This window comes from Herbaspirillum sp. FG34 (assembly GCF_057809315.1).
Genome location: NZ_JBMDJS010000027.1, coordinates 1 through 12,764 on the forward strand (window position 1 = coordinate 1; position 12,764 = coordinate 12,764).

Genomic DNA, 12,764 nt, shown 5'->3' on the forward strand with positions numbered 1-12,764 from the left:
AACCAGGGACCTGCGGATTAACAGTCCGTCGCTCTACCGACTGAGCTATCAGGGAACAGCTGAGAAAAAGATTATGACGTGATTTTTATTTCATGTCAAAACTTTTTTCGGGGAAAAGGACGTTTCTCATAGGAGAAAGTCCCTCACGCGCCCCTCTTCCGAAAGAGGGGCGCGCAGATCCTTACAGCACCTTGGCAATGGCGTCGACCACCACGTCGATGTTCTTGGTGTTCAGTGCCGCCACGCAGATGCGACCGGTGTCGACGGCATAGATCGAGAACTCGTTGCGCAGGCGTTCCACCTGGGCCTTGGTCAGGCCGGAGTAGGAGAACATGCCGCGCTGCTTGATGACGAAATCGAAGTCATGGCCGGGCGCCTTTTCCTTCAGCTTGGCCACCAGCAGTTGACGCATTTCGCGGATGCGTACGCGCATCTCGGCCAGTTCGTCTTCCCACAGCTTGCGCAGTTCGGGCGATGCCAGGGCAGTGGCGACCACCTGGCCACCGTGGATCGGCGGGTTGGAGTAGTTGGTACGCACCACGCGCTTCAGTTGCGACAGCACGCGGGCGGCTTCTTCGGCGCTGGCTGCTGCGATGGACAATGCGCCCACGCGTTCGCCATACAGCGAGAAGGACTTGGAGAAGGAGTTCGACACGAACAGCGGGCCGCCAGCTTCGGCGAAGCGGCGCACCACCTGGCCGTCTTCGGCGATGCCGTCGCCAAAGCCCTGGTAGGCCATGTCCAGGAAGGGAACCAGGCCGCGCGAGGTCACCACTTCAATGACTTGCGTCCACTGGTCGTCGGTCAGGTCGGCGCCGGTCGGGTTGTGGCAGCAGGCGTGCAGCAGCACGACCGAGCCGGTCTTCATGGTCTTCAAGGCTTCCAGCATGCCGGCGAAGTTCACGCCGCGGGTGGCCGGATCATAGTAGGGATAGGCGTTGACCTTGAAACCGGCCATCTCGAACAGGGCGCGGTGGTTTTCCCAGCTCGGATCGCTGATCCAGACTTCGGTGCCGGCCGGCGAGAAGTGTTTCAGGAAGTCCGCACCCAGCTTGAGCGCACCGGTGCCGCCCAGGGCTTGCACGGTGATGGCACGCTTCTCGGTGACCACGGCGCTGCCGGCGCCGAACACCAGTTCCTGCACGGCGCGGTCATAGGTGGCCAGGCCATCGATGGGCAGGTAGGTGCGCGGGGCCAGCTTGGCTGCCAGTTCCGCCTCGGCTTTCTTCACGCATTCCAGCAGGGGGACCTTGCCGTTGTCGTCGTAGTACACGCCCACGCCCAGGTTGGTCTTGGCCGGGTTCTGGTCGGCGTTGTAGGCTTCGGTCACGCCCAGGATGGGGTCGCGCGGCGCCATTTCGATGGCGGAAAACAAGGAGGCGGAGACAGGTGCGTTCATCGTGATAACATGAAAAGTTAGCTGCAACAAAGCGCTGCAGAAGGAAATGGGTGCACAGGAAGAGATTCGGATGTGCACCTTTTTGCAACACTGCATTCTAACAAATGTGGATCGCCAATCACAGACACAGACTGGCTCAAATGCCTGCTGAATCTGCATGAAACCATGTTCTATCGACATAACCCCGATCTGCACCCGCCCCGCGCCAGGCCGCCCCACCCAGTGGATGAGCTGGCTGCTGACGCGGCTTTGCGTCCGGTTTTGCCGGCTGGACAGGCGCAGATTGTGTCTTGAACTTCAGCATCCCGACAGCATTTGATGAATATTCACGCCCCCACCTTGCCTGTGTGCAATGCCCCGCTTGCGGGCGTTGCCGGTTCTTCCTGCACCGTGGCGGCCCATCGGAACTCGCGCGACAAAGGCAACCCCAACCATGGCTGAACTGACCCCCATCAATACCGAGCTGGACGAGAGCAAGTTCGTCACCTTCCCCGACTCGCCCTTCAAGCTCTACCAGGTGTTTCCCCCGGCGGGCGACCAGCCGGCAGCCATCGACAAGCTGGTCGAGGGTGTGCATGACGGCCTGTTCTACCAAACGCTTCTGGGCGTGACCGGCTCGGGCAAGACCTACACCATGGCCAATACCATTGCCCGCCTGGGCCGACCGGCCATCGTGTTTGCCCCCAACAAGACGCTGGCGGCGCAGCTCTACAGCGAGTTCCGCGAGTTCTTCCCGCACAATGCGGTGGAATACTTCGTCAGCTACTACGACTACTACCAGCCCGAAGCCTACGTGCCCCAACGCGACCTGTTCATCGAGAAGGATTCCTCGATCAACGAGCACATCGAGCAGATGCGCCTGTCTTGCACCAAGTCGCTGATGGAACGGCGCGACGTGGTGATCGTGGCGACCGTCTCGGCCATCTACGGTATCGGTAACCCGAACGAATACCACCAGATGATCCTGACCCTGCGCGCCAAGGACAAGGTCTCGCAGCGCGACGTCATCGCCCGCCTGATCCAGATGCAGTACACCCGCAACGAAGTGGACTTCGGGCGCGGCACCTTCCGCGTGCGCGGCGACACCATCGATGTCTTCCCTGCCGAACATGCCGAACTGGCCGTGCGCATCGAGACCTTCGACGACGAGATCGACAGCCTGCAACTGTTCGATCCGCTGACGGGCCGCGTGCGCCAGAAGATCCCGCGCTTCACCATCTATCCCGGTTCGCACTACGTGACGCCACGCTCAACCGTGCTGCGCGCCATCGAGACCATCAAGGAAGAGCTGGCCGAGCGCCTGGAATTCTTCCGCAAGGAAAACAAGCTCATCGAAGAACAGCGACTGGAACAGCGCACCCGCTTCGACATCGAGATGATGACCGAGATCGGCTTCACCAAAGGCATCGAAAACTATTCGCGCCATCTCTCCGGCGCCAAGCCGGGCGACCCGCCGCCAACGCTGGTGGATTACCTGCCCAAGGACGCCATCATGTTCCTGGACGAATCGCACGTGCTGATCGGCCAGCTGAACGGCATGTACAACGGCGACCGCGCGCGCAAGGTGAACCTGGTGGACTACGGCTTCCGCCTGCCCTCGGCGCTGGACAATCGCCCTCTGAAGTTCGACGAGTTCGAGAAGAAGATGCGCCAAACCATCTTCGTCTCGGCCACCCCGGCGGACTATGAAAATACCCGCGCCGACCAGGTGGTGGAACAGGTGGTGCGCCCAACCGGTCTGGTGGACCCCATCATCGCAGTGCGTCCGGCCACCACGCAGGTGGACGACCTGATGCAGGAGATCAACGACCGCATCGCCAAGGATGAACGCGTGCTGGTGACCACACTGACCAAGCGCATGGCCGAGCAGCTGACCGAATTCCTCTCCGACAACGGCATCAAGGTGCGCTACCTGCACAGCGACATCGATACGGTCGAGCGTGTGGAAATCATCCGCGACCTGCGCCTGGGCACCTTCGACGTGGTGGTCGGCATCAACCTGCTGCGCGAGGGCCTGGACATTCCCGAGGTCTCGCTGGTGGCCATCCTGGATGCGGACAAGGAAGGCTTCCTGCGGTCCGAGCGCAGCCTGATCCAGACCATCGGCCGCGCCGCCCGCAACTTGAACGGCATGGCTATCCTCTATGGCGATGTGGTGACCGATTCCATGCACAAGGCCATCACCGAGACCGAACGCCGCCGCGCCAAGCAGGTAGCCTTCAACCAGGCCAATGGCATCGTGCCGACCGGCATCAAGAAGGAGATCCGCGAACTGATCGACGGCATCTTCAATCCGGCCCAGGCGCGCAGCGAAATGATGGTGGCCGAGGAGAAGAAGAACTACGAATCCATGAGCGAGAAGCAGATCAGCAAGGAGATCAAGCGCCTGGAAAAGCAGATGCAGGAACACGCCAAGAACCTGGAGTTCGAAAAGGCCGCCGCCGCGCGCGACCAGTTGCAGCTGTTGAAGCAGCAGCTTTTCGGTGCATCGGGCAGCGATTCGGCGGTGGCCTGATCCTGCGGGGAGGCCGCTCGGGCGGTATACAATGCCGCCACTTTATCGATATGGCCGTTTGCCTCCCCTTTCATGTCTTCCGTTTCCGCCCTCCCCGCTGCCCTGCTGGACCTGATCCACACCGCCCATCCCTCCTGGCATGCCGCCCTGCGCGCCGGCCTGGAGGCGATCCGGCAAGCTGATCCGGCCTACCTCTCCGCCCTCGCGCAGGATGATTACCTGCCCACGGAAGGCCGCCTGTTTGCTGCCTTCACGCAGCCCATGAGCCAGGTGCGCTACGTGCTGGTCGGCGAAGGTCCGTACCCGCGCGCAGCCAGCGCGACCGGCGTGTGCTTCATGGATGGCGCAGTGGGTTCACTGTGGTCGGAAAAGGGCTTGTCCAAACAGGTCAATCGCGCCACCTCCCTGCGCAATTTCATGAAGATGCTGCTGGTTGCCGACGGCGCGCTACAGGCTGGCCAGACCAGTGGCGACGCGCTCGCGGGTATCTCGGCCCGCGCACTGGCGCCGGGCTCGGGCAGCATCCAGACCCTGGCCGACCTGCAGGACAACCTCACCGCGCAAGGTTTCCTGCTGCTCAATGCCAGCCTGGTGTTCCGCACGCACGTGGCGCCGGTAAAGGATGCCAGGGGCTGGAAACCGTTCTTCGAGACGATATTGCGCGCCCTGGCCGAGCATGGCCAGGCGCAAGGCAAGTCCCTGCCCACACTGGTCCTGTGGGGCAAGATCGCCGAACAGCTGAGCGGCCTGCCACTGCTGGCGTCCTTCCCGCGTGCGGTGGCCGAGCATCCCTACAATCTCAGCTTCATCGAGCACAGCGGCATGCAGCAACTGTTTGCACCCATGCAGCTGCTGAAGAAACGGGCCTGAACCGGCCCGCTTCGCCCTTGCTCGTTCAGAACTCTTCCCAGTCGTCGCCCCCGCCGCTCTTGGGCGCTGCCTTCGGGGCGGCAGGTGGCGCCGGCTCGGCAGGCAGTGCGGGCTTGGTGGCAGGCTTGGCTTTGCGGGGCACCGGCTTGGGCGTGATGTTGAGCGGTGCAGGACGCGGCGCCGCAGCGGGCTGTGCAGAAGGATGAGGCACCGGTGGCGGCGTCTTTGCCGCGGATCCGCCACTTTCATCCAGCTTGAATCCGGCCACCACGGCGGCCAGGTGCGCCGCCTGCTCCTGCAGGGATTTGGCTGCGGCTGCCGCCTGTTCCACCAGGGCCGCATTCTGCTGGGTGGCTTCATCCATCAGGGTGACCGCATTGCCCACTTCGGTGATGCCGGCACTCTGCTCCTGGCTGGCCGAACTGATCTCGCCGACGATGTCGGTCACCCGGCGCACGCTGGAGACCACTTCATCCATGGTCGAGCCGGCCTGCGCCACCAGCTGGCTGCCGGCTTCCACCTTTTGCACCGAGTCATCGATCAATTGCTTGATTTCCTTGGCAGCCGTGGCCGAGCGCTGCGCCAGCGAACGCACTTCGGAAGCGACCACCGCAAACCCGCGCCCCTGCTCACCGGCACGGGCCGCTTCCACGGCAGCATTCAAGGCCAGGATATTGGTCTGGAAGGCGATGCCGTCGATGACGCTGATGATGTCGACGATCTTGCGGGAAGACTCATTGATGGAACTCATGGTACTGACCACCTGGCCCACCACGGTGCCGCCATGCACCGCCACGTCCGAGGCCGACACCGCCAGCTGGTTGGCCTGGCGGGCATTGTCGGCATTTTGCTTCACGGTCGAGGTCAGTTCTTCCATGGCCGAGGCGGTCTCCTCCAGGGAACCCGCCTGCTGCTCGGTGCGGGCGGACAGATCCATGTTGCCGCTGGCGATCTCGCTGGAAGAAACCTTCACAGACTCGCTGGCGCGCCGGATATCGAGCAAGGTCCGCGAGATCTTGTCGGCAAAGTGATTGAAGGCGCGCGAGATCTGCGCCAGTTCATCCTTGCCGCTGGTGTCGAGGCGGCGCGTGAGGTCGCCGTCGCCCGAGGCGATCTCGTCCATGGCATTGCGCACCACGCCCAGGCGGCGCAGCAGGCGTGTGATGGTGTAACTCAGCAGTACCGCCGCCGCCACGATGGCTGCCACCGCCAGCACCACCGCCAGCGCCATCAGGGCGGAAATGGCATGGGTGGCTTCGCCATAATCCAGCGCCACCACCAGCGACCAGTCGGTGTTGTCGATGGGTTGCGTAAACAGCAGATAGGGCAGCCCGCCGATGGTGGCACGACCGCCCTGCTTCATCCCGGCCAATGAGGCAGCCGACAGATTCTGGTCGAGCGCCGAGACCGGCTTCAAGGCCAGTTCCTTGTTGGGGTGCGTGATGATGAGGCCATCCTTGCCGACGATGAAGGCGAAGCTGGACGGCGTGGGCTTGATGCCAGCCACGGTGCGCACCACGTTGTCCAGCTGCACGTCCGAGCCCAGCACCGCCTGCAAGCTCCCCTTGTCGATGACCGGCTCGGCGAAGGTCACCACCAGCTTGCCGGTGGTGGCGTCCACATAGGGTGCCGTCAGGACCGGCTTGCCGGCCTCGACCGCCTGCTTGTACCAGGGCCGCGCGGTCGGATCATAACCGGCCGGCATCGGATGCAAGGCCAGCATGCGCTTGTCGGGATAGCCGATATAGGCGTCGTCGAAGGAACCCGCCTCTTGGGCCGCCGCGACGATGGGCAGGACATCGCTCTGTTTGAGGGCCTGCTTCATGGCCCCGGTGATGATGCGCTTGCTGCGCACCCACTCGGTGATGTTGGCGGCGTGGCTTTCGGTGAGCTGGCGGGTCTGGGTGGAAATGGCGCTGAGCGTATCGCTGCGAACGGTATAGATGTTGGCAGCACTGAGAACAATCATGGCCACCGCTACGATGAGTACGCAAATGACGATCAGCCGGGCACGAAGTGAAGACAACATGATGGACTCCCCTGGTAGAAGCAATGAAGCGGAACTTACAAGAACAGCAACATCTTTCTTTTCCCCGTAACAAATATAGCAGCGCTGCACTACCGCGCGATGTCATTTTTGTTAAGAAGAAAATGTCCGTGCCGGTCAAGCTGACCTGTCTTCCAGAGAGCAGACACCGGTAAACGACAAATCCCCGCAACAGCGGGGATGAGGGATTTCAACGCAGCGTGCGCCTGACCATGCTGGGGGCGCTGTCGGCCAGGAGGCCGCCGTTGCGGATACTACGGATACTACGGAAACTGCGGAGAGTGCCGGATCAAGCCGGCCGATGCGGTGGCAGGGTCTGCCTCTGTGGGCGACTGCTGGCTGCCTGTTGCGGCCCCGGAGCGGGCTGAGCCGGTCTCTTCGTCATCGTCTTCAGGCGCATCAGGCCTGGTCATACAAGATATTTCAGCTACTGCGGTACTGCATGAAGCTTGCCGCGACGGCGCTCAGATCTGCGATTGCAGCTTCCAGACGGCGTGCAGGTGGCTGTGGTCCAGCTGGCGCAGGCGCACTTCCATCTCGAAGTGATCGGTCACACCTTCGAAGTAGGCGGCGTCGTTCAGCTCGGCAGCATCATTGCGCACCGGCTTCAAGGCGTGGGCAGAGATGACTTGCTGGACGGCAAACTTCACCAGCTCGACCAGGGAGCGCAAATTGTTAGAAAAACCGGCATCTTTTACCAATATACTGACGTTGTTCACGATGAATTCCTTCTGTTTGACGTTTGGGTGATTGAAGAATAAGGTCGCCCCCGGCTTTTGCAAAGCAACATTTTCCGTCACCACTATAAGTTTTTCTTACAGCATGTCTTCATCCCTACCCCCGCTCAAGGCCCTCAAGGTGTTCGAAGCGGCAGTCCGGACGCGGAGTCTGACGCTGGCAGCCCATGAACTGTTCATCACCCATAGTGCGGTCAGCCAGCAGATCAAAACGCTGGAAGAATATTTCGAACAACCGTTGTTTTTACGCCAGTCGCGTGGCGTGGAACCCACAGAAGCGGCCCTGGCCTTCTATGCCGAGGTCAAGGCCAGCCTGGACCGCATCGCCCTGGCGGCCGAACAGCTATCGCTGGCCGGCAAGAGCCGCGTGGTGCGCATGATCGCCGCGCCCTCGGTGGCGATGCGCTGGCTGATTCCGCGCCTGTCGCAGTTCCAGATCGACAATCCGCGCATCGAGGTTCGTGTCACCACCACCATGTCGGAGTATTTCGAGGATGTGAAGGATCCTTTCGACGTCATCATCTGGCGCAGCCCGCTGGAGCGCAGCGGCTATGACTGCGTGCGCTTCCTGGATGACGTATCGGTGCCGCTGGCCTCGCCGCACTTTCTGGAGACGCACCCGATCCGGGTGCCGCGCGATTTCGTGGAGGTGCCGCTGATCCACCTCTCCAGCCGGTCGGCGGCGTGGTCGCAGTGGCTGGCCAAGGCCGGGGTGGCGGTGCGGCGCAAGATGCCGGGGACGGTGTATGAACATTCCTTCCTGAGCCTGCAAGCGGCCGCTACTGACCAGGGCGTGGGCATGGGCACGCTGGCGCTGGTCGATGACGACCTGGCCGCAGGCCGGCTGGTGCGGCTGTTTCCGGAGATCGTGCTGCATGGGGAGGGTTACCACATGCTCTATCGCAGCAGCGCCGACACCAATCCGGCACTGAAGACCTTCATCACGTGGTTGAAGCAGATGGGCCAGGCATCTTCGTTCGATCCGCAGCAGACCTGGCCGGCGGATTTCCCTGGCGAATACTGAGGGAGTCCGTCCCCGCATCGCGCACGGGGACGAAAGCGGCGAGGATCAGTCCGCCGACTTGAGCACATGCACCTTGCGATCCGCGATCAGGTCCTTGGACTTCTCGCGGTAGTCGGTCATGTGCGGCAGGGTGAAGTGCAGGCGCAGCGCCTCTTCATCCTTCCACTTCTCGACGAAGGCGAAGGTATCCGGCCCCATCGGCGCCTGGTTGGGACCGAAGCCATCCACATCCACCACCAGTCCATATTCGATGCAGCCAGCCTCGGCGCGCACGGCGGCCAGGTTGGCACGGGCGATGGCCAGCAGCGCTTCACGCTGGCCGGGCTTGGCGGTGATGATGGCGACGACGGTAACGGTGCTCATGCGGGAATTCTCCTGTGCAAGATGACAGACGCCGTCAGGGCGACGGCGCGGGGCCACCAGCATACGCGATTCGGGCGGTCTTAGTTCAGGCGGATCTTTTCCAGCAATTGCGTGATGTTGTAGCGCATCAGCGAGAGGTAGTCCGGTGCCGGGCCATCCGGCTTGGAGAGCGCATCGGCATACAGCTTGCCACCGGGCGCGGTGCCGGATTCACGGGCGATCTGCTGCAGCAGCTTGGGATTGCTCATGTTCTCGAAGAACAGGGCCTTGATCTTTTCACTGCGGATCTGGCGGATCAGGGTGGCGATGTCGCGGGCGCTGGGTTCGCTGTCGGTGGACACGCCCTGGGCCGCCAGGAAGCGCACCTTGTAACGGGCACCAAAGTATTCGAAGGCATCATGCGAGGTGATGACCTTGCGCTTGGCGTCCGGGATCTGGCTGAACTGGCGCGCAGCCCAGGCATCCAGGTCCTGCAGCTTGCTGATGTACGCCTCGCCATTCTTGCGGTAGATCGCAGCGCCGGCCGGGTCCAGCTTGGCCAGGGCAGTGACGATGTTGCGGGTGTAGACGATCACGTTCTGCGGGTCTTGCCAGGCGTGCGGGTCATCCTTGCCGTGATGCTCATGGTCATGGCTCTCTTCGTCCTCTCCCACGCGCTCGCGCGCCTGAATGCCGGCCGAGGCCACCACGATGGGGCCGCGGTAGTTGGCCGATTGCGCCAGCCGATCCATCCAGCCTTCGAAACCGAGGCCATTGACCACGATCAGTTTGGCGCGCGAGACCGCCTTGATGTCGTCCGGGGCCGGCTGGAAGACGTGGGCATCTTCATCCGGGCCGACCAGGGTGGAGACGGCGACGCGATCACCGCCGACATTGGCGACCACGTCGCCCAGGATGCTGAAGCTGGCCAGCACCGGGATGCGCTCGGCAGCAAGCGCCGGCAGGCTCGCTGCCAGGGCCAGAGCGGCCAGCAGCGCTGAAAGGGGACGAAACAGTTTCATGAACACTCCGGGGAAAGAGAAACGGAAGAACGCGGAAAAAGACAGGAAAACCGAAGCCTCACGCCTGCAGATGCGGCCGCCGCAACAGGCGCGGTAGCCAGCCGCGTGGGGCCAACAGCAGCGAGGCGGCATACAGCACGCCGGCGCAGACGATGATGACGGGGCCGGAAGGCACCGAGGCGTAATACGAGATCAGCAACCCGGCATAGCCGGCCAGCATCGCCTGCAAGACGCTGTTGCACAGCTGGGCCGGCAAGGTGTCGTGCCACAGTCGCGCCGAGACCGCCGGCAGCATCATCAGGCCCACCGCCATCAATGTGCCCATGGTCTGGAAGGAGGCCACCAGGTTCATCACCACCAGCATCAGAAACACCTGCTGGTAGATCGCCCCGCCGCTGCGCCCGCCCCCCACGGCCATGTAGGAAGGATCGAAGCTCTCCAGCAGCAGCCCGCGATAGAGCGCGGCGATGCCCAGTACGCTGGCACTGGCCACGCCCGCAATGAGCACCAGCCCCTGGCTGTCCACGCCCAGCACATTGCCGAACAGGATGTGCAGCAGATCGAGCTGGGTGCCGTGGCGCGAGATCAGGATCACACCCAGCGCCAGGGCCACCACGTAGATGGCGGCCAGGCTGGCGTCTTCCTTGAGTTCGGTATGACGACTGATCCAGCCAGCCACGGCCACCACCAGCACACCGGCGGCAAAGCCGCCAATGGACAAGGCCGGCAACGACAGGCCAAAGAAGATGAACCCCACCGCCACGCCCGGCAGCACGGCGTGACTCAGGGCTTCGCCGAACAGGCTCATGCGGCGCAAGGTCAAGAGCACGCCCAGGGGCGCACTGCCCAGCGCCAGGGCAAAGGCGGCCACCAGAGCGCGGCGCATGAAGGAAAATTCCTGGAACGGCGCTATCGCCAGGGCCTGCAGGGTCGAGAGTGCGCTCATGACTGGCCTCCCGGGGTGGCAGCAGGGTGCGTGTGCGAATGCGCATGTGAATGATCGTGCGCATGTTCGTGCATCCTCGACAGGGCCAGCACCTCGGCTTCGCTCACCTGGCACACGCCGGCATGTTCATCCACCGCCTCGGCCATGGCGCGGGCACGTTGCAGATTCTCTTCGCACATCACTTCCGCGGTGTCCCCCCAGGCCACCACGTTGCGCGCCAGCAGCAGGGTCTGCGGGAAGGCGCGACGCACCTGGTCATGGTCGTGCAGCACCGCGATCACGGTACGGCGCTCGGCGTGCCAGGCCGAGATGATGCGCAGCAAGTCGCCGGTGGTGCGGGCATCGATGGCATTGAAGGGTTCATCGAGCAGGATCACCTCGGCATCCTGCAGCAGGATGCGGGCAAACAGCACGCGCTGGAACTGGCCCACCGAAAGACTGGAGACCGGGCGCGCCGAAAAGCCGTCCAGCCCGACCGCCGTGAGCGCCTGCACCGCGCGCTGGTGCATGGCGGCGTCGATGGCGCCCCAGTTGCCCTTGGCCTGCCAGTAGCCCAGCAGCACGCAATCGATCACGGTGATGGGAAAGCTGCGATCAATCTCGGCCTGCTGCGGCAGGTAGGCAATGCGACGGGCATCCACGTGCGTATGGACGCGGCCGTCATTGCAACGTACCAGGCCCAGCATGGTCTTGAGCAGGGTGCTCTTGCCGGCACCATTGGGGCCGACGATGGCCGTGAGCGAGCCGCGCGCAAAGGCGCCGTTGACGTGGTGCAAGGCCGGATGGCGACGATAGCTCACCGTCAGGTTGTCCAGAGAGATGGCGGCATCCATGTCAGCCCTCCCCCAGCGCCCAGTGCACACCCAGCCACAACAGCAGGACCACGGGCACGACGGCCAGCACGCGCTGCCACCAGGGACTGGCGAGCACGCCTTGTTTCATGAGGATTCGAGAGAAAAACGACACGGCAGGCAATCTGAAAAGAAGCAACACGGGCTCCGGACAGCGCGGCCAGCAGGGCTGATCCCGACGCCCTTGTCCTTTGGCGCAACCGAGTTGCAGAAACAGGGAAAGCAGGCATTATAATGCAACCCTGTTGCAGAATGTAACAACACTGCAAATCCGGTCGTTGTCCGGGGCACAATGCCGGGCGGACGGCGGATCTTCAGCCCATGTTTGCAGTCTGTCTTCCAGCGTTGTCGACTTGCCGTCTCCCCCTTTGAATTCTCTTTACAACAAGCACAAGAAAGCCGCCCATGTTCCGATCCCGTCCATCGTTTCGACTGATTCCTCTCGTCCTGTTGTCGCTGGCCAGCCTGCCCGTGCTGGCGGCTGGTGAAGGCCATGACCAGCACGGCAACCATCCCGCCCACGTGCATGGAGTGGGCAAGCTGGACGTGGCACTGGAAGGCAATACCCTGACCCTGCACCTGGACAGCCCGCTGATCAACCTGGTCGGCTTCGAACACGCGGCCAACAGCGGCAAGGACAAGGACGCCGTGCGCGCGGCCGTAAAGAACCTGCGTGATGTGAACCGCATGTTCGCCACCGACGCCGCCGCCCAGTGCAAGCCGGCCGAGGTGCAGCTGGAGTCCGCCGTGCTGCCGCCCGCCCTGTTGGGCGAGAAGACGTCCGCCAGCAGCGAAGCGGCCCCCACCGATGGCCATGCCGACCTCGACGGCGACTTCACCCTGGTATGCGCCAGCCCCGGCGCGCTCGCCACGGTGGATGTGAGCGGCTTGTTTGCGGCCTTCCCGGGCTTCCACCGTATCGACGTGCAACTGGTCACCCCCAAGAAGCAAGGCGCGGCGCAACTGGTGCCGGGCAGCGCACTGATCCCCATGAACTGATGCCGGGGGCCG

General features: G+C 63.1%; 11 protein-coding genes. 4 read left to right on the forward strand and 7 right to left on the reverse strand.

The window, feature by feature from the left end:
- Window positions 1–181 precede the first annotated feature (181 nt).
- Window positions 182–1,399, reverse strand: coding sequence for an amino acid aminotransferase (locus ACODSZ_RS21920; RefSeq protein ID WP_008330389.1), 1,218 nt, complete (start codon window positions 1,397–1,399; stop codon window positions 182–184).
- A 433-nt stretch (window positions 1,400–1,832) separates the two neighbouring features.
- Here ACODSZ_RS21920 and uvrB point away from each other — a divergent pair, with 433 nt between their 5' ends.
- Both uvrB and ACODSZ_RS21930 read left to right on the forward strand, forming a co-directional pair.
- Window positions 1,833–3,914: an excinuclease ABC subunit UvrB gene (gene uvrB / locus ACODSZ_RS21925; RefSeq protein WP_175343643.1), complete on the forward strand. Its 2,082-nt coding sequence runs from the start codon at window positions 1,833–1,835 to the stop codon at window positions 3,912–3,914.
- Window positions 3,915–3,986: 72 nt separating this feature from the next.
- Window positions 3,987–4,784, forward strand: a complete 798-nt coding sequence (locus tag ACODSZ_RS21930) for a uracil-DNA glycosylase family protein (protein ID WP_175343642.1) — start codon at window positions 3,987–3,989, stop codon at window positions 4,782–4,784.
- Between the two features lie 25 nt (window positions 4,785–4,809).
- Here the strand turns inward: ACODSZ_RS21930 and ACODSZ_RS21935 are convergent, their stop codons facing one another.
- Both ACODSZ_RS21935 and ACODSZ_RS21940 read right to left on the reverse strand, forming a co-directional pair.
- Entirely contained in the window at window positions 4,810–6,813 is a 2,004-nt protein-coding gene (locus ACODSZ_RS21935) for a methyl-accepting chemotaxis protein (protein ID WP_488928529.1), read from the reverse strand.
- A gap of 482 nt (window positions 6,814–7,295) precedes the next feature.
- On the reverse strand, window positions 7,296–7,550 hold the full coding sequence (locus ACODSZ_RS21940; protein ID WP_034350705.1) for a hypothetical protein: 255 nt from the start codon (window positions 7,548–7,550) through the stop codon (window positions 7,296–7,298).
- A gap of 103 nt (window positions 7,551–7,653) precedes the next feature.
- Between ACODSZ_RS21940 and ACODSZ_RS21945 the strand changes: the two genes are divergently transcribed.
- On the forward strand, window positions 7,654–8,592 hold the full coding sequence (locus tag ACODSZ_RS21945; protein ID WP_034350484.1) for a LysR substrate-binding domain-containing protein: 939 nt from the start codon (window positions 7,654–7,656) through the stop codon (window positions 8,590–8,592).
- A gap of 45 nt (window positions 8,593–8,637) precedes the next feature.
- Here ACODSZ_RS21945 and ACODSZ_RS21950 read toward each other — a convergent pair whose 3' ends face one another.
- The 4 genes from ACODSZ_RS21950 to ACODSZ_RS21965 all read right to left on the reverse strand — a co-directional run bounded on the left by ACODSZ_RS21950 (window position 8,638) and on the right by ACODSZ_RS21965 (window position 11,735).
- Window positions 8,638–8,955 carry a putative quinol monooxygenase gene (locus tag ACODSZ_RS21950; protein ID WP_175343640.1) on the reverse strand — a complete coding sequence of 106 codons (318 nt, stop codon included), beginning with the start codon at window positions 8,953–8,955 and terminating at the stop codon, window positions 8,638–8,640.
- Window positions 8,956–9,035: 80 nt separating this feature from the next.
- Entirely contained in the window at window positions 9,036–9,956 is a 921-nt protein-coding gene (locus ACODSZ_RS21955; protein WP_008330413.1) for a metal ABC transporter substrate-binding protein, read from the reverse strand.
- Window positions 9,957–10,014: 58 nt separating this feature from the next.
- On the reverse strand, window positions 10,015–10,902 hold the full coding sequence (locus ACODSZ_RS21960) for a metal ABC transporter permease (RefSeq protein ID WP_008330415.1): 888 nt from the start codon (window positions 10,900–10,902) through the stop codon (window positions 10,015–10,017).
- Window positions 10,899–11,735 (reverse strand): metal ABC transporter ATP-binding protein, encoded by an 837-nt coding sequence (locus ACODSZ_RS21965; protein WP_488928530.1) that lies wholly within the window; start codon window positions 11,733–11,735, stop codon window positions 10,899–10,901. The genes ACODSZ_RS21960 and ACODSZ_RS21965 overlap by 4 nt, the downstream gene beginning before the upstream one ends.
- Before the next feature lie 423 nt (window positions 11,736–12,158).
- Here ACODSZ_RS21965 and ACODSZ_RS21970 point away from each other — a divergent pair, with 423 nt between their 5' ends.
- Window positions 12,159–12,752 (forward strand): DUF2796 domain-containing protein, encoded by a 594-nt coding sequence (locus ACODSZ_RS21970; RefSeq protein ID WP_488928531.1) that lies wholly within the window; start codon window positions 12,159–12,161, stop codon window positions 12,750–12,752.
- The last annotated feature ends 12 nt before the right edge of the window (window positions 12,753–12,764 follow it).